This is a genomic window from Thermomonas sp., from assembly GCF_023953935.1.
In the GTDB taxonomy this organism is placed as follows: domain Bacteria; phylum Pseudomonadota; class Gammaproteobacteria; order Xanthomonadales; family Xanthomonadaceae; genus Thermomonas.
On record NZ_JAMLIW010000005.1, the window covers coordinates 227142 to 252436 of the forward strand.

A 25295-nucleotide genomic window follows, 5' to 3' on the forward strand; every position below is an offset into this window, starting at 1 on the left:
GCCTTGCCTCAATTCGCCGGCACCGTGCGCGGCAGCGCCCAGGCGCGCAGGGCGGCGACCTGTTCGGCCATCAGCACCGACAGCGGACGGGTGTCGCGGATCGCCTGCAGCAGCGCCGGCGTGTCCAGGCCGGTGGCGTCGGCATGCGCGGCGTACAGCGCGCTGACGATGACCTGCTCGATCTCGGCGCCGGAAAATCCTTCCGCGGCGGCCGCCAGTGCCGCCAGATCGATGCCTTCGCGCGACAGTTTGCGGCGGTCCAGATGCAGGGCGAAGATCTCCGCGCGGGTGGCGGTATCGGGCAGATCGACGAAGAAGATTTCGTCGAAGCGGCCCTTGCGCAGCAGTTCGGCCGGCAGCTGTTCGACCTGGTTGGCGGTGGCCACCAGAAACACGCGCGATTTGCGCTCGGCCATCCAGGTCAGCAGGTAGCCGAGCACGCGCCGCGACAGGCCGCCGTCGGTTTCGCCGGAATCGGTGGCCAGGCCTTTTTCGATCTCGTCGATCCACAGCACGCAGGGCGCGAGCTGTTCGACCGAAGCCAGCGCCGCACGCAGGTTCTTTTCGGTTTCGCCCTGGTACTTGTCGTACAAGGTGCCGAAGTCCAGCCGCACCAGCGGCACCCCGAAGCCGCCGGCGGTGGCCTTGGCCACCAGCGATTTTCCGCAGCCCTGCACGCCCAGCAGCAGGATGCCCTTGGGCGGCTCCAGGCCGGGCGGCGGCGGGTCCTGCACGAACACCGGCCGGCGCTGCTCGATCCAGCGCTTGAGCCGCTGCGCGCCGCCAACGTCGGCGAAGTGCGCGGTGTCGTATTCGTAGTGCAGGTGGCCGCTCTTGTTGAGCAGTTCGAACTTCAGCCGATCCAGCTCCGGCAGGTCATGCGGGCCGAGTGCGCCGTCGCGCCAGATCAGGTGGCGGGCGATCCGGCGCGCATCGGTCATGCTCATGCCGCGCAGGTTGCGGACGATTTGCCGCACGGCGTCGGGGTCGACTTCCACCCGCCGCCCGCCGTTTTGCCGCGCGTAGTCGCCGGCCTCCTCCTTCACCATCTTCAGCAGCACGTTGGCGTCCGGCAGCTGCAGTGCGAAGCGCACGGCGAACGGTTCCAAGGCGGCGGGCAACTCGACCTTGGCGCCGACCAGCACCAGCACGTGCGGCTGGCAGTCGCGGCGCTCGATCAAATCGCGCAGCGCGCGCTGGTAGCTGGCGTAGCCGAGGTAGGGCGTGGCGTCGAGCAACACGTAGATGCCGCGCTGGCCGGCGGCGCGGATGTCCTGCAAGGTGGCGCTCAGGTCCGGCGCGATCGTGCTTTCGTCCTCGCTGTCCATGTCCACGCGGCGCAGGCCCTCGGTCACGCTCCAGCGCCACAGCGCCCGCCATACGTGCAGCAGCGATTGCCGGAACAGTTCCATGACCCGGGTTTCGTCCGGCGTTTCGATGACCAGCAGCGGCGTGTTCGCGCGGATCAGCGCCACGAGGTCTTGCAGTTCGCTCATGCAGGCAACGATAACGACCTGCCCGGGATGCCACAATCGGCGCATGGATCCGGCTGGTCATGACGCCCTCGACGCCCACGCACAGCGCGCGCTGCAGCGCCTGCGCGCGGCCGGCTGCGTGATCGCGCCAGACGATGCCACGCGGCTCGCCAGGCTGGCCATCGCCAGCGATTTCGCCATCGACACGCTGGTGGCGCAGCCGGCGCTGCTCGACGCCCTGCGTCGCGACGCCACGGCGGCGCCGGCCGCCCCGGTGTTGGACCCGCAGTTGCCCGAAACCTGGCCGCGCCTGCTGCGGCGCCATCGTCAGGCCGAATCCACGCGCCTGGTCTGGCGCGACGTGATCGATGGTGCCGACGTGGAGGAGATTCTTGCCGGCAGCACGCGGCTGGCCGAAGCCTGCCTGCACGCGGCGCTGGCGGCGCTGGAAGCCGAGTTTGTGCGGCGCTACGGGCAAGTGCGTGATGGCGATGGGCGAACCGTGCGGCTGGTGGTGTTTGGCCTCGGCAAACTGGGTGGGCGCGAGCTGAACTTCAGCTCCGACATCGATCTGGTCTATGCCTACGAGTGCGAGGGCGAATCCGACGGGCCACGCGCGCTGGCAGCGCAGGATTATTTCGCCCGGCTGGGCCAGCAATTGGCCAAGTTGCTCGACGAGGTAACCGCAGACGGGTTTTGCCATCGCGTCGATCTGCGCCTGCGGCCGTTCGGCAGCGCCGGCCGGGTGGCGCTGTCGTTCGCGGCGATGGAACAGTACTTCCAGCGCGAAGGCCGCGATTGGGAGCGCTACGCCTGGCAGAAGGCGCGGCCGGTGGCAGGGGATATCGATGCCGGCGAGCGCCTGCTGAAAACCCTGCGGCCGTTTGTGTATCGGCGCTATCTCGACTACGGCGCGCTCGATGGGCTGCGGGCGATGAAGGCGCTGATCGTGGCCGAAGTGGCGCGCAAGGAGCTGGCAGGCGACATCAAGCGCGGGCCGGGCGGGATCCGCGAGATCGAATTCCTCGCCCAGGCCCTGCAGCTGATTCGCGGCGGCCGCGAGCCGGCGCTGCGGCATCGCCATCTGCTCACCGCGCTGGCGGCGCTGGTGCAGGCCGGGCACGTCGATACGGGCACCGGTGCCGACTTGCGCGACGCCTATCGCTTCCTGCGCCGGCTGGAAAACCGCCTGCAGATGCTGGCCGATGCGCAGACCTATTCGATCCCGAACGATTCGCGGCTGCGCGAGCGGATCGCGATCGGATTGGGTGAGGCGGCGTGGACGCCGTTGGAAGCGCAGCTGTCGGCGCAGCGGGCGCGGGTGGCGGAAGAATTCTCGGCGCTGCTGGCGCCGCGCCGGCGCGGCGGGGGCGATGCCTCGCAGTTCATGGCGTACTGGCAGGCTCTGCCCGAACGCGGCGCGGCGGCAGCGCTCGAAGCGCTGGGCTTCAACCACGCCGCCGAGCTGCACGGGCTGCTGCATGATTTTGCCCGTGCGCCAGGCGTGCGCGACCTGTCCGACGCCGCGCGCGCCCGGCTCGATCGCATCATCCCCACCCTGCTGCAACACGCCGCCGGCTGCGCCGATCCGGATGCGGTGCTGCGGCGGGTGCTGCCGCTGCTGCACGGCGTGCTGCGCCGGACCAGCTACCTGGCGCTGCTTGATGAACAGCCGGCGGCGCTGGCCCGTCTGGCCGACGCGCTGGCGCGCAGTGCGCTGCTGGGCGAACGACTGGCGGCTTATCCGCTGCTGCTCGATGAGCTGCTGGACGTACGCGTGAGCGGCGAGCTGCCCGACCGTGTCGCGATCCTCGCGCAGTGCCGCGCGACGCTGCGCGACAACGACGTCGAAACCGCGCTGGATGCGCTCAACGAAGTGCGGCAGGCGCTGAGCTTCCGGTTCGCGCTGGCCCTGCTGGATGCGCGGATGGCGGCCGAGGATTGCGCGCAGCGGCTGGCGTGGCTGGCCGAAGCGGTGGTCGGCTGCGTACTGGCGCTGGCCGAAGCGGAGCTGCGCGCCGCGCACGGCCGGATCAATGGCGCTTCCTTCGCGGTGTTGGGCTACGGTTCGCTGGGCGGACTGGAATTGGGTTTCGGCTCCGACCTCGACCTGGTGTTCCTGTTCGATGCGCCGCTGGAGGCCCAGTCTGATGGCGCGCGGCCGCTGGACGCGCCGCGTTGGTATGCGCGGCTGGGCCAGAAGATCGTGGCCCTGCTGAGCGTGCGCACCAGCGCCGGCCGCTTGTTCGACGTTGATGTGCGGCTGCGTCCGGATGGGGCCAAGGGGCTGCTGGTGTCGAGTCTGGCCAGCTTCACCGACTACCAGCGCCAGCGGGCGTGGACCTGGGAGCATCAGGCGCTGGTGCGGGCGCGCGGGATTGCCGGGGATGCCGGTTTGCTGGACGCCTTCGAGGCGGTGCGCGCCGAGGTGCTGGCGCGGCCACGCGATCCGGCGGCGCTGGCCGCCGACGTGGCCGCGATGCGCGCCAGGATGCGCGCCGAACTCGATCGCGGCGATGCCGTGCGCTTCGACCTCAAGCAGGGCGAGGGCGGCCTGGTCGATCTGGAATTCCTGCTGCAATACCTCGTGCTGCGGAAAGGGCACGCGCATCCGCAGCTGCTGCTGCCCCGCGCCAGCGGACCGCTGCTGGACGCGGCGCGGCAGGCGGGTTGCCTTGATGCGGCCACCCATGCGGCGCTGCGCGCCGCGCACGCGCAGTTGCTGGACGCCGGCCTGCGCTGCACGCTGGACCGGCGTTCGCGCAGTGCGCCGCAAGCCGAACCGGCGATTGCGGTGGCACGGGCGGCGATTCGTGCCGCAACCCGCGCCCTGTGCTGAAGCCGGAAGATCTTTGCCTTCCTGGTCCTTGCCTTGCGACTACCGGGCAATTTGCGCCGGCCAGCGCCCCGATTTTCACCGGGATGACGGATCACTCAATCAGCGCTGCCCTGAAGAAACAGCCGCTCCCGCACCGTGCGCGCGATCCGCGCGGTTTCCCGCAGCGGCTGCACGTCGAAAGGCTGCGGCGAACAGTCCCAGGCCCGGGCACGGCCACAGGCCAACAGGGTGTCGATGAAATGCCGTGGCCGGCCGACGATGGTGGCGGGCGACCACAGGTACAGCGGTGCCCAGGTGGCCGCGGCTTCGCTGAGCATGTTGACCGAATCGGGCGTGCACACCAGTCGATCGGCGTAGGCGAGCAGGCCGGCGTATGGGTTGGCACCGTCGCCGGTGTCGCGCCAGCGCACGCCGGGCAGGTCGGATTCGGTGGCGTATACCGCCTGTCGCCAGGCCGACGGCGTGCGCCGCGAGGCGATCACGCTCAGGCTGCCGCCCTCGGCGCGCGCGCAGGCGGCCACCTGCTTGAGCAGGGCGACGAAGGCCGGCAGTTCGAAGGGCGCGTGCCGGGACGGCCCGCCGACCAGCACCACGCTGTGCGGTTCGGGCAGCAGCGCCAGGGCCGGGAACGCCGACAGCGCGCGCATCAGGTACTCGTCATCAACCGGATGCAGGCTGCCGCGCAGCGTCACCACGTTGTCGCCGCGCAGGGCGTCGTGTTCCGGTACGATCAACAGGTCCCACAAGCGCGGGTCCAGCCGTGGGTCGAGGATTTGCGCCACCCGCACGCCGCGTGCGCGCAGCAGGCGGGTGGCAAGCGCGGCCTGGCGCCCGCAGCCGATCGCGATGTGCGGTGGCTGCGCCAGCCGGGCCTCGAATGCGCGGCCAAACGGTTGGCTCGGGTGTGGCCAACGATGCGGAGCGAACATCCGCGCCAGCAGGCCCGGCTGCAGCACGCATTCGTCGACCTGCTTCGAAACGGCGTGCGCCAGCGCCAGCGACTGACGCGCATTGCCGGCGCGACCGTCGTGGCAGGCGGTCAGGCGTTCTCGACCGATTGTTGCAACACTGGTCATATCAGTTCCGGCAATGCTTTATTACAGACATTATTAGAACGATACACTATGCCGAATCCCGCCCAATCCAGCGATGATGCCATGCGCGAGCCACTTGCCGAACCTGCTTTCGACCAACTTTTCCGTACCGCCCGCACTTACAACTGGTTTGGCGGCGAGGTCTCCGACGCCACCTTGCGCACGCTCTACGACTTGCTCAAGTTCGGCCCCACCGAGGCCAACACCACGCCGGCGCGCTTCGTCTTCGTCAAATCACCCGAGGCCAAGGCCAAGCTCGGCCCGGCGCTGTCCGAGGGCAACTACAAGAAGACCATGGCCGCGCCCTGCGTGGTCATTGCCGGCTATGACCTGAAGTTCTACGACAAGCTGCCGGTGCTGTTCCCGCACACCGACGCCAAGGCCTGGTTCGAGCACCGCGAGCCGGACAATCTGGCCTGGGTGGCGATGCGCAGCAGCGCGCTGCAGACCGCCTACCTGATCCTGGCCGCGCGTTCGCTGGGCCTGGACTGCGGGCCGATGTCGGGCTTCGACAACGCCAAGGTCGACGCCGCGTTCTTCGCCGGCACCTCGATCCGTTCCAACATCCTCATCAACCTCGGCGTTGGCGATCCGGCCAGCATCTACGCGCGTTCGCCGCGGCTGGGGTTTGATGAAGCCTGCCGGATCGAATGAAGCCACCGTGCGCGTGTTTTGCGACAGCCAGCGGGAGGTCGCCGCGCTCGCACTTCCAACCACGTTCCATCGTACGCGCCGATCCGATCGGCAGGAGCCATACATGAAGATGATTCGCCCACTGCCGCTGACCACAGCCCTCGCCTTCGCCCTCACGCTGGCCGCGTGCAGCCAGCCGGCCGCGCCCGCGGCTGAAGCCTCCGCGACGCCGGCCGCTGTCGAAGCCGCGGCCGCGCCGGCGCCGCCCGCCGTGGCCGAAATCAAGCCGATGGCCGGCAGCTACCAACTCGACCCCGACCACACCGGCGTGCTCGCCCAGTGGACCCATTTCGGGTTTTCCAAGCCCAGCGCGCACTTCCGCATCAGCGCCGGCACCCTGGTCTGGAACGCCGAGGACGTGAGCCGGTCCAGCGTCGAGGTGACCCTGCCAATCGCTTCCATCGACACCTTCGTTCCGGCCCTGGACGCGCATCTGAAACAGGCCGATTTCTTCGATGCCGCCAAATACCCGAATGCCACCTTCAAGAGCACCAGCGTTCGGGCGACGGGCCCGAACCAGTTCACCGTCGTCGGCGATCTGACCATCAAGGACAAGACCCATCCGGTGACCCTGAGCGTCACCCTCAACGGCGCCGGCAAGCACGCAATGACCGGGCTGGAGTCGATCGGTTTTTCCGCGACCGGGCAGATCAAGCGCAGCGATTACGGCGTGGACGCGTTCACGCCCAATGTCAGCGACGAGGTGAACCTGTCCATCACCGCCGAAGGCTCGATTGCCGGAGCCGCCGAGCAGACCGCACCGGCCGCGACGCCGCCGCAGCCGTGAACCGACCATGATCCTCGAACGCCCGGCCGCCGCGCGCGGCAGCGTGCGGCTGGATTGGCTGCACAGCCGCCACACGTTCTCGTTCGGCCATTACCACGATCCGCAGTGGATGGGCTTTGGCCTGCTGCGGGTCATCAATGAGGACATCGTGGCGCCCGGTGGCGGCTTTGCGCCGCATTCGCACGCCAACATGGAAATCCTCAGCGTGGTGCTGGGCGGCGCGCTCGCACACAGGGACAGCGCCGGCCACGAAGGCGTGATCCGCCCCGGCGACGTGCAGTGGATGAGCGCCGGCCACGGCATCCAGCACAGCGAATACAACGCCTCGCAAACCGAGCCGGTGCATTTCCTGCAAATCTGGATCCAGACCGATCGCCTGAACGCGCCGCCGGCCTATGCCCAGAAACAGTTCGATCCCGAAGCGCGGCGCGCGCGCTGGGCGCTGCTGGCCAGCCCCGACGGTGCCGACGGTTCGCTGGCGATCCGCCAGCAGGCGCGGCTGCTGGCCACGCGGCTGGAGCCGGGCGATGCGGTGCCGCTGACGCTGGATGCGACGAAGCGGCATTGGTTGCACGTGGCCCGAGGCGAGGTACGGCTGGATGCGCGCACGCTGGGGGCGGGCGATGCGCTCGGGTTCATCAAGGAAAGCGGGCCTTGCATCCTTGCCGGGGTCGCCGCGACGACCGACGTACTGCTGTTCGAACTGCCCTGAGCACGACCGGCGGCACACTGCGACTTCGCATGCTGTCCTTGTGGCGCATCGCCCTGGCGTGAACCGGCGCTGGATCCACCTGCGGCAACCGGGCGTTCGCTCGCGGCCACCGTGGCCTTGAAGTAAACTGCCAAGGTTTCGCAGGACTGCCGTTTTCATGGCCGATCAGACTTCCACCACCCCGCTGCCGCCGAACGCCGAAAAGCGCTACGAGGTGCACCGCGCCGACTTGCCGCTGAGCTGCCCGACGCCGTCGATGTCGCTGTGGAACTCGCACCCGCGGGTGTACCTGCCGATCGAGACCAACGGCGGCAGCGCGCGCTGCCCGTATTGCAGCGCCCTGTACGTGCTGGTGGACTGACGGGATCGCGACCCTTGCGCGGGCGGGGGGGCCAGGCCGAGATGACGCCGCCCGTGCGCCCGCTGCGCGTGGTGCAGCTGCTGCCCGCGCTGGACTCCGGCGGAGTGGAGCGCACGACCCTGGAAATCGCCGCCGCGCTGGTGGCCGCCGGCCATCGCGCCGTCGTGGTCAGCGCCGGCGGACGTCTTCTGCCCCAGCTGCTGGCCACCGGCGCCGAGCACATCACGCTGGACATCGGCCGCAAGTCGCCGCTGACCCTGCGCCACGCGCGCACGCTGCGCGCCGTGTTCGCGCAGGCCGACATCGTGCACGCGCGTTCGCGGCTGCCGGCCTGGGTGGGCTGGCTGGCGCTGCGCGGGATGGCCCCGCTTGCGCGCCCGCATTTCATCACCACGGTGCACGGCCTGAATTCGCCTTCGCGCTACAGCGCCATCCTGACCCGCGGCGAGCGCGTGATCTGCGTGTCCGAAAGCGTGCGCCGCCACGTCCTGCGCCATTACCCGCAGCTTGATCTCGGCAAGCTGGCGGTGATTCCACGTGGCATCGATCCGGCGGCTTTCCCGCGGCGTGCCGGCGTGGATCGCGGCGCACGCGCGGCTTGGGCGCAGCGTCATCCGGCGCTGGCGGGTGAGGGCCCGCTGCTGCTGCTGCCGGGGCGGGGTACCCGGCTGAAAGGGCATGCTGACGCCATCGATCTGCTGGCACGACTGCGCGCGCAGGGAAGCGATGCGCGCCTGTGGCTGCCTGGCGCGGTGCAGTCCGGACGCGGGCGCTATCTGGCCGAACTGGAGGCGCAGGCCGATGCGCTGGGCGTGCGGCAGGCGCTGGCGCTGACCGAGCCCACCGCCGCGATGGCCAGCGCCTATGCCGCCGCGGATCTGGTGCTGCAGCTGTCGCGCAAGCCGGAGGCGTTCGGACGCACGGTGATCGAGGCGCTGTGCGTCGGCTGCCCGGTGCTGGGCTGGGCGCACGGCGGCGTGGGGGAATTGCTGGGCCGACTGCAGCCGCAGGGCGCGGTGGCGCCTTTCAATGCCTCGGAACTGGCGCAACGCGCGCGGGAACTGCTGGACAACCCGCCCGCGCCTGCCGCTACGATGCTGCTGACCTTGAAAGCGATGCAGGAGGCCACCTTGGCGCTGTACCAATCGCTGTTGGAGCCGGCATGAGCGCGCGACCGGCCGTGGCGCTGCGTTGGGCACCGGCCTGGGTGGTCGCGGTGGTAGCGCTGTGGCCGCTGCCGATGGCGACCAACGTGCTGCTGGGCGCGGGCGCGCTGGCCGCCGCCGGCTGGCTGCTGCTGCGCCGCTCCAGCGGCGGCGGGGGGCTGCTCAGCGGCCCGGCCTGGGCGCTGACCAGCGTGCTGTTTTGCGCCTACTGGTTGCCGGAAATCGCCGCCGCGCTGGATGCCGAAAGCGGCTGGCCGGCCTGGCGCAGCGCGCTGCTGGACCTGCGTTTGCTGCCGGCCCTGTGGCTGGCCGCCGCCGCCGTGGCCGATGCCGGCGGTCGGCGTCGGGTATTCACCGGGCTGGCGCTGGTGGCGCTGGTTTGGGCGTTGGACGCGCTGGTGGCCGTGGCCACCGGCAGCAGCCTGCTGCACGGATTGTATGCGTGGCTGGCACCACACTCCGGCGGGTTTGTCGTTTGTCCGCAGGGCACGACCTGGGGCCCGGCGCCGATCTCCGCATTTGCGGGCTGCGGCGCGTGGCAGGGGCTGGCGCTGGCCAGCTTGTCGCCATTTGCGCTGGCGCTGGGCGCGCGCTTCGGCATGCTGGCGTGGTTGCTGGTCGCGCTGGTCATGGCAGCGGCGATCGCGGCGACATCCACGCCAATGGCCTGGATCGCCTTCGCCTGCGTCCTGTTGCTGGAACTGCGGCGCCGGCCCGGCTGGCGTCACGGCCTGTCGGTGCTCGCTGTCGCCTGTGCTGGCGTGGGTCTGTCCTGGGCGCTGGCCTCCACCGGGCCGTCCCGCCCCTTGGCGGAAGGCGGCGGGCTCAAGGCTACCCGCGTGCAGGCCGCGTTCGACGCGACCTCCGCGCAATGGCGCGGCGCGCTGTGCGTAGCGCTCGCGCATCCGCTGAACGGCGCGGGTGTCGGCGGCCTGGAACCGGCCCTGCGCGACTGCCTGCCGGCAGCGGCAACCGGCGCGGCGGCTGACGCGCGTGCCCTGCCGCTGCTGCTGGATGTGTTCGCGGAAACCGGCGCAGCAGGATTGCTCCTCTGGCTGGCCGGCGTTGCTTTGGCCTGGCGCGCCTGGCGCTTTGCCGACGCCGCCGCAAGACACGGCGCCTGGCCAGCCCTGCAAGCCCTGATGGCCATGCTGTTCCCCCTCAACGCCAGTCTCCCCACCTATGCCGCCCCCTGGGGTGCCGCCCTGCTGCTGATGGCCGGGCTTTATGCCGGCGCGCTGTGGGGGCGGGAGCGGGAGCAGGGAACAATGGCGCGCAATGGCGATCCCATTGATTGATGCCGTCCCCATTGATTTGGCGGGGTGGGTACGCATTCGCTATAGTGCCCAGTCCACCGGCCATTCCCATCCAGAGTGACTGCTTCAGGTGCCATCACCGTTTTGCTCGATGCCGCGCGCGATGGCGACCGCAGCGCGATGGACCGGGTATTGGCCACGCTGTACCAGGAGTTGCACGGGATGGCGCGCCGGCAGCTGGCCGGCCAGCAGCAGGGGCATACGCTGGATGCCACGGCGCTGGTGCACGAGGCCTACCTGAAGCTGATCGGCCGCGAACCGGGCTCGGTCCAGTTCGACGACCGTTCGCATTTCTTCGCCTACGCGGCGTCGGCGATGCGCTCGGTGATTGTCGATTACGCGCGCCAGCGGCTGGCGCAGAAGCGCGGCGGCGACCTGCACCGCGTCACGGATTTGCCGGACGACATCGAGGGCGGTTTCAGCCTCGATGAGGACATGCTCGGCCTCGACCGCGCGCTGGAGCAGCTGACCGCGGTGGATCCACGACTGACCAAGGTGGTGGAGCTGCGCTATTTCGCCGGCCTGTCGGAGCTGGAAATCGCGGCCCTGCTGGAACGCTCCGAACGCAGCATCCGCCGCGACTGGCAGAAGGCGCGGATGTACCTGCTCGCCTCGTTGCGGGAGGCGCCGGCGGCCTGAGTGCCGCCAGGCCGGGGGGCATGGACAGCCAACGCTGGCAGCGCCTTTCCCCGCTGCTCGATGCCTTGCTCGAGCTGGAACCGGACGCACGTGCGGAGCACCTGCGCACCTTGCGCGCACAGGACGCCTCGCTGGCCGATGAGCTTGAGCGCCTGCTCAAGCTCGATGCCGACGACCCCACGTTCCTCGATACCCCGGCGCTGGATCTTCCCAACGGGCCGATCCCGGGCACGCGGATCGGGCCGTATCAGCTGGAACGCCTGCTCGGCGAAGGCGGCATGGGCCAGGTGTGGCTGGCCGAGCGCGCCGACGGCATGTACGAACGCAAGGTGGCGCTCAAGCTGCTGCGCCCGGGGCTGGCCGATCCGCGCCTGATGCAGCGCTTCATCCGCGAGCGCGAGATCCTCGCCCGCTTCGAGCATCCCAACATCGCGCGCCTGCTCGATGCCGGCAACGGCCCGGACGGCCAGCCTTTCCTCGCGCTGGAATACGTCGAAGGCGAGCCGCTGGTCAGCTATTGCCAGTCACGCCAGCTCGACATCCCGGCGCGGCTGGCGCTGTTCCGCGATGTCTGCACCGCGGTCAGCCACGCCCACGCCAACCTGATCGTCCACCGCGACCTCAAGCCCTCCAACATCCTCGTCACCCCCGCCGGGCACGTGCGCCTGCTCGATTTCGGCATCGCCAAGCTGCTTGATGCCGAACCGGTCCCGGTCGAACAGACCCGCACCGGCGTGCGCACCTTCACCCTGCACTACGCCGCGCCCGAGCAAATCCGCGGCGAGCCGGTGACGACCATGACCGACGTGTATTCGCTCGGGGTCGTGCTGTACGAACTGCTGACCGGCTGCAAGCCGTACCGGCTCAAGCGCGAGACCGATGCCGAGTGGGAAGAGGCGATCATCGAAGGCGAACCGCTGCGGCCGTCGCAGGCCGCCGTCCGCGCCAGCGCAGATCTGGCCCGCCCCTATTCGCCGGCGCGCCTGTCCAAACTGCTCTCGGGCGACCTCGACAACATCGTGCTCAAGGCGTTGTCGAAGGTTCCCACGCAGCGCTATTCCTCGGTCGAGGCGTTCGCGCAGGATCTCGGTTGCCATCTGCGCGGCCAGCCGGTGCAGGCCCGCGGCGAGAGCGTCGGCTATCGCCTGCGCAAGTACATCTACCGCCACCGCTGGGGGCTGGCGACCGCCAGCACCATCCTCCTCGTGCTGGTGGCGGCACTCGGCCTCGTCACCTGGCAGGCGCAGCGCGCCTTGCGTGAGGCCAGCCGTGCGCAGGCGATGCAGCACTTCGTCACCGAGCTGTTCGAGGATGCCGGCAGCTCGGCGAACACTCCGATTGACGTCCGCAGCCTGCTCGACATGGGCATCCTGCGCGGCGAACGCAGCCTCGCGCGGCAGCCGCAGGCGCGCGCCGAACTCTATGGCGTGGTGGCGCGGCTGCGGCTCGGGCTGGGCGACTACCGCGAGGCCGGCGACCTGCTGGAGCGGCAGGCGAAGCTGTTGGCCGTATTGCCGGACGCGCCGGCGAGCCTGCGGCTGGAAGCGGCGACCCTGCGCGGCAACGTGCACCAGGAACTGGGCGAGCCTGCACTTTGCGCGAACCAGATGCAGCCGCTGGAAACCGCCGCCCGCCGCGAAGAGCTGCAGCTGGCGCTGGTGGTTGCCACGTTCTATTCCCAGCTGGGGCGCTGCCGGCGCGATCTGGGGGAAGCGGACGCGGCCAAACGCCTGTATACCCGCGCCCTCGAACTGCGGCGCAACGAAGATGACGTTGGCGGCGTGGCCCAAACCCGGCTGGACCTCGCGACGCTGCAAGCCGATGCCGGCAAGTCCGAAGCCGCCATCGCCAGCCTCAACGTCGCACTGGCCCAACTCCGCCAGCGCGCCGGCGACCACCATCCGATGGCGATCGACATGCGGCGCGCGCTGTGCGTGCTGGAACGGGCCACCGACGCGCTCGATGCCGCCCTGCGCGACTGCCGCGCCTCGCTGGCGCTGGCCCAGGAACTGCACGGCCGCAGCCACCGCACCACCATCGACACCAGCCGCCAGCTCGCGGCGCTGTACGTGGACCTGGGCCGGTTCAACGAGGCCGAATCCATCTTCCTCGACACCACCGCCTGGATGCGCGCGCGCCTCGATCCCAATCACCCCGACATGGCGCGCGCCTACAACAGCCTTGCGATCGTGGCCTGGGAGCGTGGTGACATCGAGCGCGCGTTGCGCTTCGAACGGCAGGCGGTCGCGGCCTGGCGCAAATCCGGCAACCCGGGTCTGATCGCCAACGGCCAATTCAATCTCGCGATGATCCTGCACGACGCCGGCCGCGAGCGCGAGGCGCTGGACGCGGTGCTCGAATCCATCCAGCTGCGGGCACGGCAGTTCGGCGTGGACAACGGCCTGGTCGGCGACGGTGAGCGGCTGCGCGGGGAAATCCTCGCCGCGCTTGGCCAGCGCGACGCGGCGCGGGCGGCGCTGGAACAGGCCGTGCGGGTCACCGAACTGGACTACCGCAAGGGGCATTCCCACACCCGCCGCGCGGAAATCGCGTTGGCGCGCCTGCGTGCGCAGGACGGCGACGGCGCCGCGATCGCGCAGCTCATCGCCCAGGGCCAGCGCAGCGCGGGCGACATCGAGCAGCACAAGGTGGCGTGGTTGGCCGCTGCCTACGCGGCCGAAGCACAGTGCCGCAGCGACGGCGACGTCGCGCGCGCGCAGCTGGACACGGTGCTGTCGCAGATGCAGCTGGCCCTGCCCGAAGGCGGCGCGGTGCCGCGCCAGGTCCGGCGGATCCGCGACGCCTGCAAGGCGCCGCCGCGCTGAGGCCCGCCCCGTTCCGTCACCACCCCGGCGCCAGGACGTATCGTCATGACCTTGCTGATCATCATCGTGTTCGTCCTGTTGGTTGGAATGGGGCTCGATGTCGCCTTCCTGGTGCTGTTCCAGAGGTGGAGGGAAGGCAAATTCGTCATCGTGCGTGACGATGCGGAAGCACTCGGCTTCGTCTCCGGCGTCGGGCGCTTCAACCTGTATTCCACGCAGCAGAAACTCGGCTACACGATCGGCTCCGAGCGCGGCTCGCTGCCGTTCGACGCGCTGTCGGGCGTCCAGTATCGGGTCGAGGAGCGGCGCTCGTTGCTGATGGAGCTGTTCGCCGGCTTCGACCTGACGGATTTCATGCAGCGCTATCGCGATACCCGCTGCTGGTATTCGATCGCGGTCGTCACCCGCGACGGCCGGCATATCCCCCTGTACCTGGCCAGCCGCTGGCAGCAGCGTGAATTCCTGATGCGTTGGTACTTCAACTGGCGCGACGCGACGCTGATCAAGCTGGGGTGGCTGAAAGATCTCGCAGCCGAGAGCGAACAGGCGTATGAACGGATCCGCGCACGCTTGGGCGACATCCGCGAACTGTGAGCGGCGCGCGTCACGCGCTCACAGCGGCAGCGGCACCTGCAACGGCTCGATGGTGCCCTCGCCACGCATCACCTTCTTGAACTCGGCCCGCGACACCGAGATGTAGCGCTCGTTGCCGCCGATCTCCACCTGCGGACCATCCTGCACGGCGCGCCCATTCGCATCCACCCGCAGGTTCATGGTTGCCTTCTTGCCGCTGTGGCAGATCGTCTTGATCTCCGACAGTTCATCCGCCCACGCCAGCAGATACTGGCTGCCCTCGAACAACTCGCCGCGAAAATCGGTGCGCAGCCCGTAGCACAGCGCCGGGATCTTCAGCACATCGACCACCTCGGAGAGCTGCCAGACCTGCGGCTTGGTGAGGAACTGCGCCTCGTCCACCAGGACGCAGTGCAGGACGCCGTGGGCGGCAATGTCGGCCGCGATCAGCGCCTGCAAATCGGCGTCGCGCTCGAACGCGATACCTGCAGCCTGCAACCCGATGCGTGACGCCACGTTCCCGGCCCCGGCACGGTCGTCCAGGCGCGGGGTCAGGATCGCCACCCGCATCCCGCGCTCGCGGTAGTTGTAGGCCGATTGCAGCAAGGTCGTGGTCTTGCCCGCGTTCATCGCCGAGAAGTAGAAATAGAGTTTGGCCATTGGGGGGGATTCGTGATTGGTGATTGGTGATTGGTGATTCGCAAGAGCGCAATCTTACAATTGCGCGGAGGTCTGCCCTTTCGAATCACCAATCACCAATCACGAATCACCAACACATGCTCAACCCCCCCCAGCGCGCCGCCGTGCTGCACACCGAAGGCCCGCTGCTGGTGCTGGCCGGCGCCGGCAGTGGCAAGACCCGCGTCATCGTCGAGAAGATCGCGCATCTGGTGCAGTCCGGGCGCTATCCGGCCAAGCGCATCGCCGCCATCACCTTCACCAACAAGTCCGCACGCGAGATGCGCGAGCGCGTGGCCCGGCGGATCAAGGGCGAGGCCGCGCAGGAGCTCACGGTCTGCACCTTCCATGCGCTGGGCCTGAAGATCCTCCAGATCGATCACGCCAAGCTCGGCCTGCGGCGCGGGTTCTCGATTTTCGACGCCGACGATTCCAGCGCCCAGATCAAGGACCTGCTGCCGGCCGGCAGCAAGCCGGATGCAATCGAGGCGATGAAGCAATTGATCAGTCGCGCCAAGAATGCGGCGCTCTCGCCCGAACAGGCGCTTGATGCCGCCCGCAGCCCGCGTGAACGCGAGGCAGCCGCACTCTACGCGCGGTATCAACAACGGTTGGCCGCGTTCAACGCGGTGGATTTCGATGACCTGATCCGGCTGCCGCTGCACTTGCTGGAAACCGATGCCGAGGCGCGCGCGGCCTGGCGCGAACGTATCGGCTATCTGCTGGTGGACGAGTGCCAGGACAGCAACGACGCCCAGTACCGCCTGCTCAAGGCGCTGACCGGCGCGGCCGGGCAGTTCACCTGCGTGGGCGATGACGACCAGAGCATCTACGCCTGGCGCGGCGCCAACCCGGAGAACCTGCTGACGCTCGGCAGTGACTTCCCGGCGCTGAAAATCATCAAGCTGGAACAGAATTATCGTTGCAGCAACCGCGTGCTGCGCGCCGCCAATGCGCTGATCGCGCACAACCCGCACGAGCATCCGAAGACGCTGTGGAGCGCTGCCGCCGACGGCGAACGCATCCGCGTCTGGGAGTGCCGCGACGCCGCCCACGAGGCCGACAAGGTCGCCGCCGAAGTGCAGTTCATCACCCGCAAGCACGAAGCGCCGTGGAGCGAGTTCTGCATCCTGTTCCGCGGCAATCACCAGAGCCGTGCGCTGGAAAAAGCGCTGCAACTGCTGCGCATCCCCTATCACCTGAGCGGCGGCACCGCCTTCCTCGATCGTGGCGAAGTCAAGGACGCGCTGGCGTGGCTACGCTTGCTCGCGAACCCCGACGATGACGCCGCCTTCCTGCGCGCGGTGCAGGCGCCCAATCGCGGTGTCGGTGCGACCACGCTGGCCAAGCTCGGCGAGATGGCGGCACATGCACACCTCTCGCTGGCCCGCGCCGCCGAGTCCATCAGCCTGTGCAAGCAGTTGCAAGCCCGCGCCGCGAATGCGCTGCAGGGTTTCGTCGGAATCGTCCACGCCCTGCGCAAGGCCGCGCACGCCCTGCCGCCGGCGGAGCTGGTGCGCAAGCTCAATGAAGCCTCCGGCCTGCTCGCCGCGTTGAAAGCGCAGTGCAAGAACGAAGCGCAATTCCAGGTGCGCCGCCGCAACCTCGACGAACTGGCCGACTGGTTCGACGGCCCGAAGACCTCCGGCCCCGGCGAGCTGGCCGCCGCACTGACGCTGCTGGCGCATGCCGACAAGGGCGACGCCGGCAACCAGGTGCGCTTGATGTCCTTGCACGCGGCCAAGGGCTTGGAATTCCGCTTCGTCTTCATCGTCGGCGTCGAGGATGGCAACCTGCCGCACGAAGCCAGCCTCGAGGAAGGCCGCATCGACGAGGAACGCCGCCTGTTCTACGTCGGCATCACCCGCGCCAAGGAACGCCTGTGGCTGTCGCATGCCAAGGAAGCGCAGCGCTGGGGCGACAAACTGCGGCTCAAGCCCAGCCGCTTCCTCGATGAACTGCCCGCCGCCGAACTACAACGCGACGGCGCCGACCCGGTGGCCGACGCCGAGAACAAGCAAGAGCGCCGGCGCATGGCGATCGAGGATATCCGCGCGCTGCTGGCGAAGTAACTGACCGCCTGTGCCAACTCGCTACACTTCCGTCAGCAAACCCCGGAGTCGAACCATGCGCCGCCTGCTTGCCGTCGTCCTCGTCACCCTGATCACGGCCTGTTCGACCCCGGCATTGCGTCCGGATGGCGCATCCTCCGAGGTGCGCGACATCACCGACCTCGCAGCGGTCGCACCGGCGCTGGCCGAAAGCCGTGAGCGCACCCTGCTGGTGCTGGACATCGACGACACCCTGCTGACCTCGGCTGGCTTCTATGGCAGCGACACCTGGTACGAATGGCAACACAAGCTGCCTGCCAACGACCCGGACAAGGTGCCCTGCATTTTTTCGTTGATCGCACTCAATTACGAAGCCGGCACCCAACTGCCAACCCAGGCCGACGGGCCCGCGCTGATCAATGCCATCCACGCCGACAAGCTGCTGCTGACCTCACGCAGCGCGTTCTACCGTGGCGGCACCCTGCGCACCCTCGCCAGTGCCGGCTACAGCTTGCCGGCGATGCTCGGTGGCAGCATGGAAGGCCGCAGTTGGGACTTCCGCAAGGCACCCGATGCCCGCCCCATGCGCGTGGTCTACGACCAGGGCCTGTTCATGACCACCGGGCAGGACAAGGGCAAGGTGCTGCTGGACCTGTTCCGCAAACTGCGCATCCATTACGACCGCGTGCTGCTGGTCGATGACGGCCAGCAGAACATCGACAACATGCGTGCGGCGCTGCGCACCGCCGGGATCGACTACCTCGGCCTGCACTATGTCCATGTCGACAAGTCGGTCACCCCCGAGCGGATCGCTGCCGCCCGCGCCGGTTGGCAGGCCTGGCGCAGCCTGCTGGCCTCCACTTACCCGCAGCGGCTACAGGCGATGGAGCAGGGCAAGTGCGATCTCTGAGCCACTTCGCGGCAGCGCGCAGACACCCTGCGTGCGCCGCCTGCCGCTCCCGGCTTGCATGGCCTTGACTTGCACCCACGCCCATCCAGCCGCGACACTCCCGCCATGACCCGACGGAACCGCCTCCGCCGCGCCACCCGCCACGCGCTGTTGCTGGCCTTCGCGCTGGCCCTGCCGTGGCTGGCTGGCTGCCGGCCCGGCACCGATGCCGGCAAGGACGCCGCGGAATTGCGCGCACGCGCCGCCGAGCGCCCGGTCGACGCGATTTACGTTTTGCGCGATCGCCTGCTGGCGCGCGATGGCGCCGGCTTTGCGCGGGTAGCGCTGCCGCCGGCGCTGCACGCGCAGGTGGAAGCCGCCTGGCGCGACGGCCGCAGCCGGTGGCCACTGGAGGAACTGCCACTGGATGGGGACATTCCGCGCATGCTGGCGGCCTTGCAGGAGCCCGATGCGGCGCGGTCGCTCACGGCCAGCTTCCAGCGCCACATCGCCGGCGCCGACGGCGATATCGACCAGGCGGTGCGTACCCTGGTCGTGTTCGGCAGCAGCTACATCGAGACCGACCCCGACTACACCCCCGAGGAACGCGAGCACGTCGATCAGGCGATGACGGCGCTGGGCGACTGGGCGCTGGCGGCGCCACTGTCCGACCCCAAGCACGCACAGCACCTGTTTGCGGCGCTGGCCGCGGCCGCGACCCACACCGGAATCGACGGGCGACGCGCGCACGCGGATCTTGCCCGGCTCGGCATGACCACCAGCCTCAGCCGTCTGTCGCGGTTCTACTCCACCCTGATGGCCCAGCTGCGCCTGCAATACGGTCTGGATTTCGACGCCAGCCTGCGCAGCGTGAATGCGAGCCTGCAGCAGCAGACCGGCGACAGCGCGCGGCTGCGCCTGCAATACCGGCTGGGCACCGCGTCCATCGATGCCATCGTGCCCGTGGTTCGGATCGATGGTCACTGGTATCTGGCCGATTATGTGGCGCGCGCGCGGCGCTCGCTGGGCGGCCCCGGCACGCCGACAAACGCGGCGGCCAATCCCGGAAAACCGTGATGCAAGTCACGGAATCCACGTCCTTCTGAGCCCTCGCCCCCGGCGCGAGGCGCGGGGCGCTCGTCCATAATGCACGACGATGCCTGATCCCCATTCCCCACAGCAGGCGGGTCTGTTCGACCCGCAGGCCGACTCCTCGCCCACGCCGCCGACCACCGAAGCCGGTTCGGCGGATGGCGTGCCGGCCACGCTGCCGCTGCCGGAGTTTCTTGTCGAGACGCACAAGGCCGAGTCCATTCCTCCGCCCGAAGGCCCAGGCGCGAACGCCGGCACCCCCGGCGCCGAGCCGGGAGACTCGTCGCCGCCCGCTCCGCCGCCCAAGACGCGGGTGCCACTGTGGTCGCGCCTGCTCGGCGCGCTGCTGGATCCGTGGCTCAAGCTCGACATCGGCAACGGACAGCCCCCCAAGGACGATCTTGCCCGGCCGGTCTGCTACGTTCTGGAAGACTACGGCCTGTCCAACGCCCTGATCCTGCAGCGCGCCTGCCGCGAATCCGGGCTGCCGGAGCCGCTGCTGCCGATCGCCGGCGATCCACTCGGCCGCAAGCGCGCCTACGTCGCCCTTTCGCGGCGTCACGCCAATGCGCTGGGCCTGCTGCCCGGGGCTGAACACAAGACCCATTCCGGCTCGCTGGCGCGGCTGCTGCAGGCCCACCGCGACAACCCCGAGCTGGACGTGCAGCTGGTGCCGGTGTCGATCTTCGTCGGCCAGGCGCCCAAGCGCAGCAGCGGCTGGTTTTCCGTGCTGTTCTCGGAAAACTGGGCGCTGGTCGGGCGCTTCCGGCGGATGCTGGCGCTGCTGCTCAACGGCCGCGACACCCTCGTGCAGTTTGCTGCGCCGGTCTCACTGCACGGGATCGTGGCCGAAGGCCTCGACCCCGAGCGCACCGTGCGCAAACTCTCGCGCGTGCTGCGCACCCATTTCCGGCGCGTGCGCGAAGTGGTCATCGGCCCGGACCTGTCGACCCGGCGCATGCTGGCCGATCAGGTGCTGTCCGCGCCGCTGGTCAAGGAGGCGATCGATGACCAGGCCAAGCGCGAGGGCGGCAAGCGCGACGGCGCGTGGAAGAAGGCCAACGCCTATTTCTGGGAAATCGCCGCCGACTATTCGAACACGGTGGTGCGCTCGGCCAGCTTCTTCCTGACCTCGGTCTGGAACCGGATCTACCGCGGCGTGCTGGTGCATCACCTGGACCAGTTCAAGCAGGAAGCGCCGGGGCACGAGGTCATCTACGTGCCCAGCCACCGTAGCCACATGGACTACCTGCTGCTGAGCTACCTGCTCTACAGCCACGGCATCGTGGCGCCGCATATCTTCGCCGGCATCAACCTCAACCTGCCGGTGCTGGGCACCCTGCTGCGCAAGGGCGGCGCGTTCTTCGCCCGCCGCAGCTTCAAGGGCAATGCGCTGTATTCGGCGGTGTTCCGCGAATACATGGCGCAGCTGGTCGCCGGCGGCTATTCGATCGAATATTTCATCGAAGGCGGGCGCTCGCGCACCGGCCGCCTGCTGCAACCCAAGGGCGGTTCGCTGGCGATGACGGTGCGCGCCTACCTGCGCCAGCCGAGCCGGCCGGTGCTGTTCCAGCCGGTCTACATCGGCTACGAAAAACTGATGGAAGGCCGCAGCTACCTCGACGAGCTGACCGGCAAGCCGAAGGAAAAGGAATCGATCTGGCGCGTACTGCTGGGCATCCCCAAGGTGCTGCGCAGCAATTACGGGCAGGTGGTGGTGAACTTCGGCGAGCGCATCCACCTCAAGGACGTGCTGGCCGAGCACGCCGCCGAATGGGATGGCCAGCCGATTCCCGATGACGCCAAGCCGAGCTGGTTCGCCAGCACGATTGATGCACTGGCACAGCGAATCCAGGAGAACGTCAACCGCGCCGCCGACGTCAACCCGATCAACCTGCTGGCGCTGGCGCTGCTGTCCACGCCCAAGCACGCGATGGGCGAGGCCGACCTGCACAACCAGATCAACCTGGCCAAGACCCTGCTGGCCGAGGTGCCGTATTCCGACTGGGTGACGGTGACACCGCACACCCCAGCGCAGATCATCGCCCATGGCGAGGAGATCGGCCTGATCCAGCGCGTTCGCCATCCGCTCGGCGACGTGCTGGCGGTGGACGACGACAACGCGGTGCTGCTGAGTTATTTCCGCAACAACGTGCTGCACCTGTTCACCGCCTCGGCGTGGATCGCGGTGTGCTTCCAGAACAACCGCCGGATGGGCCGCCGCCAGCTGCAGCAGATCGGTCGCATGCTCTACCCCTTCCTGCAGGCCGAGCTGTTCCTGCCCTGGGACGAGGATGAGTTTGCCGAACGCATCGACCGTACCATCGAGGTGTTCGTCCGCGAAGGCCTGCTGCAGCAGGTCAGCGAAGATGAAGGCGGCATCCTGCAACGCTACGCCGGCCAGACCGACGAAGTGTTCCGCCTGCGCGCGATCGGACATTCCCTGCAGCAGGCGTTCGAGCGCTATTACATCGCCATCGCCGTACTGGTGAAGAATGGTCCCGGCACGCTTGGCGCCGGTGAACTGGAAAGCCTGTGCCAGCTTGCGGCGCAGCGCCTGTCCCTGCTGTACGCCAACACCGCGCCGGAATTTTTCGACAAGAGCCTGTTCCGCAGTTTCATCCAGAAACTGCGCGAACTGAAACTGGTCTGGCCCAACCCCGAGACCAGCAAACTGATGTTCGACGATCGCCTGAAAGCCTGGGCCAAGGACGCCCGCGTGGTGCTGGGCCGCGAACTGCGCCACACCATCGAGAAGATCAGCCCGGAGACGGGGCGCACCACCGGGGAACGTCCGGCACTGGACGATGCCGGGGATGCGGCGGAGTAGTTGAGCGCTTCGACGGTTCCGTCCATCAACAGGGCCGTCTGGCCTGTCAAGCAGGAACGGGGCCGTAGCCCCGTTCCCGGTCTTGCACAGGGACTCGCGTGGACTCAGGGCGACCCGCCCCAGCAAGTGCGGCTGCCATCGTCGCGCACGGCGCAGGTTTGCGTGTAGGACGCGCTGACGTGGATGAAGCGTCCGGCCGGCGGCGTTGCCTGCCCGTGGGCGTTGCTGCCCCAGCAGGCCAGCTCGCCGCTGTCGCGGATCGCGCAAGCATGTTCCTCACCGACCGACAGTGCCTTGAAGTCACCGGCGGGCACCGGCGTGGCCGCCATCGCACCGCCCCAACACGCCAAGGTGCCGTTCGAGCGCAGGCCGCAGCTGAATTGGTCGCCTTCGCCGATTGCCAGCCAACTGCCACCCGGCACCGTGGTTGCACTGGTGCCAGCGTAGCCCCAGCAGCGCGCACTGCCATCACTGACGATGCCGCAGCCGTGGAAAGAACCTCGGCTGAGTTGGCGGTAATGCACGCCGACCCAAATTGGCAGCAGCGTTGGCATGTTCTGGCCATAGTTGTTCAAGCCCCAGCAACCATACCCACCGGCACCCGTCAGGGCACAGCCACCCAAGCTGCCAACGCGCATGTCGGCGTACTGGCCACTGGGCGGGCTGGCGCGACCGCTGTCATTGAAGCCCCAGCACGCGAGCGTGCCGGTGGCACTGCGGGCGCAGCTGAAGCTACCACCCGCACCCACGTCGGCAAAGCTGCCCGCAGGTGGCGTGGCTTCGCCGCTGCTGTTGCTGCCCGAGCAAACCAGGCTGCCATCGGCATCCAGATCACACGCATGGGCGTAGCCCGCCGCCACGGTGCCCATCCCGAACGGGCCGCTCGGCACTTTGAGTTGGCCGTAGGTATCGTCGCCCCAGCAGATCGCGCGACCATCCACGGTCAATGCGCAGGTGTGCTGGTAGCCGGCCGTCACCGCGATATAGCGTTTCGTCCTTGATGAGGGCGGGCGGGATTGGCCATTGTTGTTGCCGCCGCCGCAAGCCACGGTGCCGCCCACGTTCAAACCGCAGGTGTGCTCATCCCCTGCCGCCAGTGCCGTCAGTGTTTGCCCCGTGGGCACACTGCCCGCAAGCCCATTGCCCCAGCATATGGCGCTGCCATCGGCGCGCACGCCGCAGGTATGAAAAGACCCGGCAGTCATTTGAGTGAATCGCTCATAGGCGGGCACCGTGGCGCCGCCATTGGCGTTGGACCCCCAGCACTGCGCAACGCCATCGGCACGCAAGCCACAGGTATGCTCGGCGCCTGCGGTCAATGCCACGAACGCTTGCTTGGGCGGGCGGGTTTCGCCGGCGATATCGCGCCCCCAACAAGCAACCGTGCCGCTGGCACTCAGGCCGCAGACGTGCATGTTGCCGGAGGCAAGCGCCACGAATCGAGTGTTTGAAGGCACCTTCAATTGGCCGAAACCGTTGTCACCCCAGCACACGGCGACACCATCCGAATGCAGGCCACAGCTGTGGTATGCACCCACCGTTACCGCCGTGAAAGTGCCTTTTGCCGGCGGCGTGCTTTCGCCGGCGACGTTGCTACCCCAACACGCCACGGAACCATCCTGACGAATCGCGCAACTGTGGTTGCCACCCGCCGCCAACGCCACCATCCGCCCGCGCCCGTCCGGGATCGCGCCCGAACTGGTCTGCGCCAGCGCCGTCGGCACCCATGCCAAGCCCGCCACGGCCAGCCACAGGGCACCGAGGCTGGCTTTCCACATCGACCCCTTGTTCATCTCACGCTCTCGCTGACACCGGCGAAGGCCGGCTTCCCGAGGTCTAGCGGGAAACAAGGAGGCGAGAGGACATCACATCGGGGAAAGGCCGGAATGCGACGTGCCGCGGTCAACTCACCCGTCGCCGCCTCAAGCCGGTTCGTCCGGGATCAGCAGGTTGTCGATCCAGGCGATCTGGTCCTTCAGCCGCAGCTTGCGCTTCTTCATCCGCTTGAGCAGCAGCTCATCGGACTGCAGGTCGGATTGCAGGCGGGCGATCGCCTCGTCGAGGTCGCGGTGCTCCTCGCGCAGCTCCATCACCAGCCGCGCCAGTTTGGCCAATTCACCGGATTCGAGCATTCGGCCCATGGCCAGAGCATAGCGCGACTGTGGTTCCCGGGCATGCGCCGGGCGCGGGTAAAATGGCAGGAAATGAACATCCTGCCGATCCTCGATTCCACACCCCAGCCCGCTTCGGAGTCCGCCCCCCGCGCCAAGCGCGAGGCCGACAAGCTGGCCAAGCGCCTGCGCCACCAGGTGGGCCGCGCGATTGCCGATTTCGGCATGATCGAAGAGGGCGACAAGGTGATGGTCTGCCTGTCCGGCGGCAAGGACAGCTACACCCTGCTGGACGTGCTGCTGCAATTGCAGAAGAAGGCCCCGGCGCGGTTCTCGATCACCGCCGTCAATCTCGACCAGAAGCAGCCGGGCTTCCCCGAGCATGTGCTGCCCGAGTACCTGAAATCGATCGGCGTGGACTTCCACATCATCGAGCAGGACACCTATTCGGTGGTCACCCGGGTGATCCCGGAAGGCAAGACCATGTGCTCGCTGTGCTCGCGGCTGCGCCGCGGCGCGCTGTACACCTATGCCGAGGAGCACGGCTTCACCAAGATTGCGCTCGGCCACCACCGCGACGACCTGGTCAACACGTTTTTCCTGAACCTGTTTTTCCACGCCAAGCTGTCCGGCATGCCGCCCAAGCTGCTCAGCGACGACGGCAAGCACGTCGTGATCCGTCCGCTGGCCTATGTGCGCGAGGCCGACATCGAGCTGTACGCAGAGGCCAAGACCTTCCCGATCATCCCCTGCAACCTGTGCGGCTCGCAGGACAACCTGCAGCGCAAGCAAGTGAAAAGATGCTGGCGCAATGGGAAAAGGACACGCCGGGGCGCGTCGAAACCATGGCGCGGGCGCTGGGTGATATCCGGCCTTCGCAGTTGAGCGATCCCAAGCTGTTCGATTTTCACGCGCTGGGCAAACGCGGCGACGGCGATCTACCGGACGCGCATGCGTGGCTTTCTTCCTCGACCACAGGCGATGTGGATGCCTGCTGATATCCCCGGCGGCGCTGCGGAGGCCTGAGTCTTGCCGCGACACGCCGTGAATCCATCCATGGAGGCTCATCGGCGACATCCCTGTCGCCGATGGTCGCGTCAAGCCTCAGACATCCGCATCACCCTCTTTTTCCTCTGGATCATTCAATGTTCTTTCGCAACCTCA

19 protein-coding genes and 1 pseudogene are annotated in these 25295 nt (G+C 68.4%); 15 read left to right on the forward strand and 5 right to left on the reverse strand.

Annotated elements, in window-relative coordinates; genetic code table 11:
* Nucleotides 1-8: 8 nt before the first annotated feature.
* Nucleotides 9-1496: an AAA family ATPase gene (locus M9902_RS07825; protein WP_297222039.1), complete on the reverse strand. Its 1488-nt coding sequence runs from the start codon at nt 1494-1496 to the stop codon at nt 9-11.
* A 43-nt stretch (nt 1497-1539) separates the two neighbouring features.
* Between M9902_RS07825 and glnE the strand changes: the two genes are divergently transcribed.
* Nucleotides 1540-4314, forward strand: coding sequence for a bifunctional [glutamate--ammonia ligase]-adenylyl-L-tyrosine phosphorylase/[glutamate--ammonia-ligase] adenylyltransferase (gene glnE, locus M9902_RS07830; RefSeq protein ID WP_297222041.1), 2775 nt, complete (start codon nt 1540-1542; stop codon nt 4312-4314).
* Between the two features lie 95 nt (nt 4315-4409).
* Here the strand turns inward: glnE and M9902_RS07835 are convergent, their stop codons facing one another.
* On the reverse strand, nt 4410-5390 hold the full coding sequence (locus M9902_RS07835) for a mitochondrial fission ELM1 family protein (protein ID WP_297171730.1): 981 nt from the start codon (nt 5388-5390) through the stop codon (nt 4410-4412).
* Nucleotides 5391-5471: 81 nt separating this feature from the next.
* On the opposite strand from M9902_RS07835, the gene M9902_RS07840 reads away from it, so the two are divergent.
* The 9 genes from M9902_RS07840 (at nt 5472) to M9902_RS07880 (ending at nt 14501) form a co-directional block, all read left to right on the forward strand.
* Nucleotides 5472-6062, forward strand: coding sequence for a malonic semialdehyde reductase (locus tag M9902_RS07840; protein ID WP_297171732.1), 591 nt, complete (start codon nt 5472-5474; stop codon nt 6060-6062).
* A 103-nt stretch (nt 6063-6165) separates the two neighbouring features.
* On the forward strand, nt 6166-6888 hold the full coding sequence (locus M9902_RS07845; RefSeq protein WP_297222043.1) for a YceI family protein: 723 nt from the start codon (nt 6166-6168) through the stop codon (nt 6886-6888).
* A gap of 7 nt (nt 6889-6895) precedes the next feature.
* Nucleotides 6896-7600 (forward strand): pirin family protein, encoded by a 705-nt coding sequence (locus M9902_RS07850; protein WP_297222045.1) that lies wholly within the window; start codon nt 6896-6898, stop codon nt 7598-7600.
* Nucleotides 7601-7757: 157 nt separating this feature from the next.
* On the forward strand, nt 7758-7961 hold the full coding sequence (locus M9902_RS07855) for a zinc-finger domain-containing protein (protein ID WP_297171737.1): 204 nt from the start codon (nt 7758-7760) through the stop codon (nt 7959-7961).
* A 53-nt stretch (nt 7962-8014) separates the two neighbouring features.
* Complete coding sequence (locus tag M9902_RS07860; RefSeq protein ID WP_297222048.1) at nt 8015-9127, forward strand: glycosyltransferase; 1113 nt, start codon at nt 8015-8017, stop codon at nt 9125-9127.
* Nucleotides 9124-10425, forward strand: coding sequence for an O-antigen ligase family protein (locus M9902_RS07865; RefSeq protein ID WP_297222050.1), 1302 nt, complete (start codon nt 9124-9126; stop codon nt 10423-10425). The genes M9902_RS07860 and M9902_RS07865 overlap by 4 nt, the downstream gene beginning before the upstream one ends.
* A gap of 75 nt (nt 10426-10500) precedes the next feature.
* Complete coding sequence (locus M9902_RS07870; RefSeq protein ID WP_297173770.1) at nt 10501-11082, forward strand: ECF-type sigma factor; 582 nt, start codon at nt 10501-10503, stop codon at nt 11080-11082.
* Between the two features lie 20 nt (nt 11083-11102).
* Nucleotides 11103-13907: a serine/threonine-protein kinase gene (locus M9902_RS07875; protein WP_297222052.1), complete on the forward strand. Its 2805-nt coding sequence runs from the start codon at nt 11103-11105 to the stop codon at nt 13905-13907.
* 45 nt (nt 13908-13952) lie between these two features.
* Complete coding sequence (locus M9902_RS07880) at nt 13953-14501, forward strand: hypothetical protein (protein ID WP_297222054.1); 549 nt, start codon at nt 13953-13955, stop codon at nt 14499-14501.
* Nucleotides 14502-14519: 18 nt separating this feature from the next.
* Here the strand turns inward: M9902_RS07880 and M9902_RS07885 are convergent, their stop codons facing one another.
* Nucleotides 14520-15140 (reverse strand): thymidine kinase, encoded by a 621-nt coding sequence (locus M9902_RS07885; RefSeq protein ID WP_297222057.1) that lies wholly within the window; start codon nt 15138-15140, stop codon nt 14520-14522.
* Between the two features lie 116 nt (nt 15141-15256).
* On the opposite strand from M9902_RS07885, the gene M9902_RS07890 reads away from it, so the two are divergent.
* The 4 genes from M9902_RS07890 to plsB all read left to right on the forward strand — a co-directional run bounded on the left by M9902_RS07890 (nt 15257) and on the right by plsB (nt 22020).
* Nucleotides 15257-17230 (forward strand): UvrD-helicase domain-containing protein, encoded by a 1974-nt coding sequence (locus M9902_RS07890; RefSeq protein WP_297222059.1) that lies wholly within the window; start codon nt 15257-15259, stop codon nt 17228-17230.
* 55 nt (nt 17231-17285) lie between these two features.
* On the forward strand, nt 17286-18119 hold the full coding sequence (locus M9902_RS07895; RefSeq protein WP_297222061.1) for a DUF2608 domain-containing protein: 834 nt from the start codon (nt 17286-17288) through the stop codon (nt 18117-18119).
* A gap of 105 nt (nt 18120-18224) precedes the next feature.
* A complete protein-coding gene (locus tag M9902_RS07900; RefSeq protein WP_297222064.1) occupies nt 18225-19175 on the forward strand; it encodes a hypothetical protein in 951 nt (316 codons plus the stop codon).
* Nucleotides 19176-19254: 79 nt separating this feature from the next.
* A complete protein-coding gene (gene plsB / locus M9902_RS07905; RefSeq protein WP_343231877.1) occupies nt 19255-22020 on the forward strand; it encodes a glycerol-3-phosphate 1-O-acyltransferase PlsB in 2766 nt (921 codons plus the stop codon).
* Between the two features lie 104 nt (nt 22021-22124).
* On the opposite strand, the gene M9902_RS07910 is transcribed toward plsB, so the two are convergent.
* On the reverse strand, nt 22125-23813 hold the full coding sequence (locus tag M9902_RS07910; RefSeq protein ID WP_297222066.1) for an RCC1 domain-containing protein: 1689 nt from the start codon (nt 23811-23813) through the stop codon (nt 22125-22127).
* A 129-nt stretch (nt 23814-23942) separates the two neighbouring features.
* Nucleotides 23943-24161 carry a YdcH family protein gene (locus tag M9902_RS07915; RefSeq protein ID WP_324528012.1) on the reverse strand — a complete coding sequence of 73 codons (219 nt, stop codon included), beginning with the start codon at nt 24159-24161 and terminating at the stop codon, nt 23943-23945.
* A gap of 63 nt (nt 24162-24224) precedes the next feature.
* Between M9902_RS07915 and ttcA the strand changes: the two are divergent.
* A pseudogene (gene ttcA, locus M9902_RS07920) lies at nt 24225-25129 on the forward strand (tRNA 2-thiocytidine(32) synthetase TtcA).
* The last annotated feature ends 166 nt before the right edge of the window (nt 25130-25295 follow it).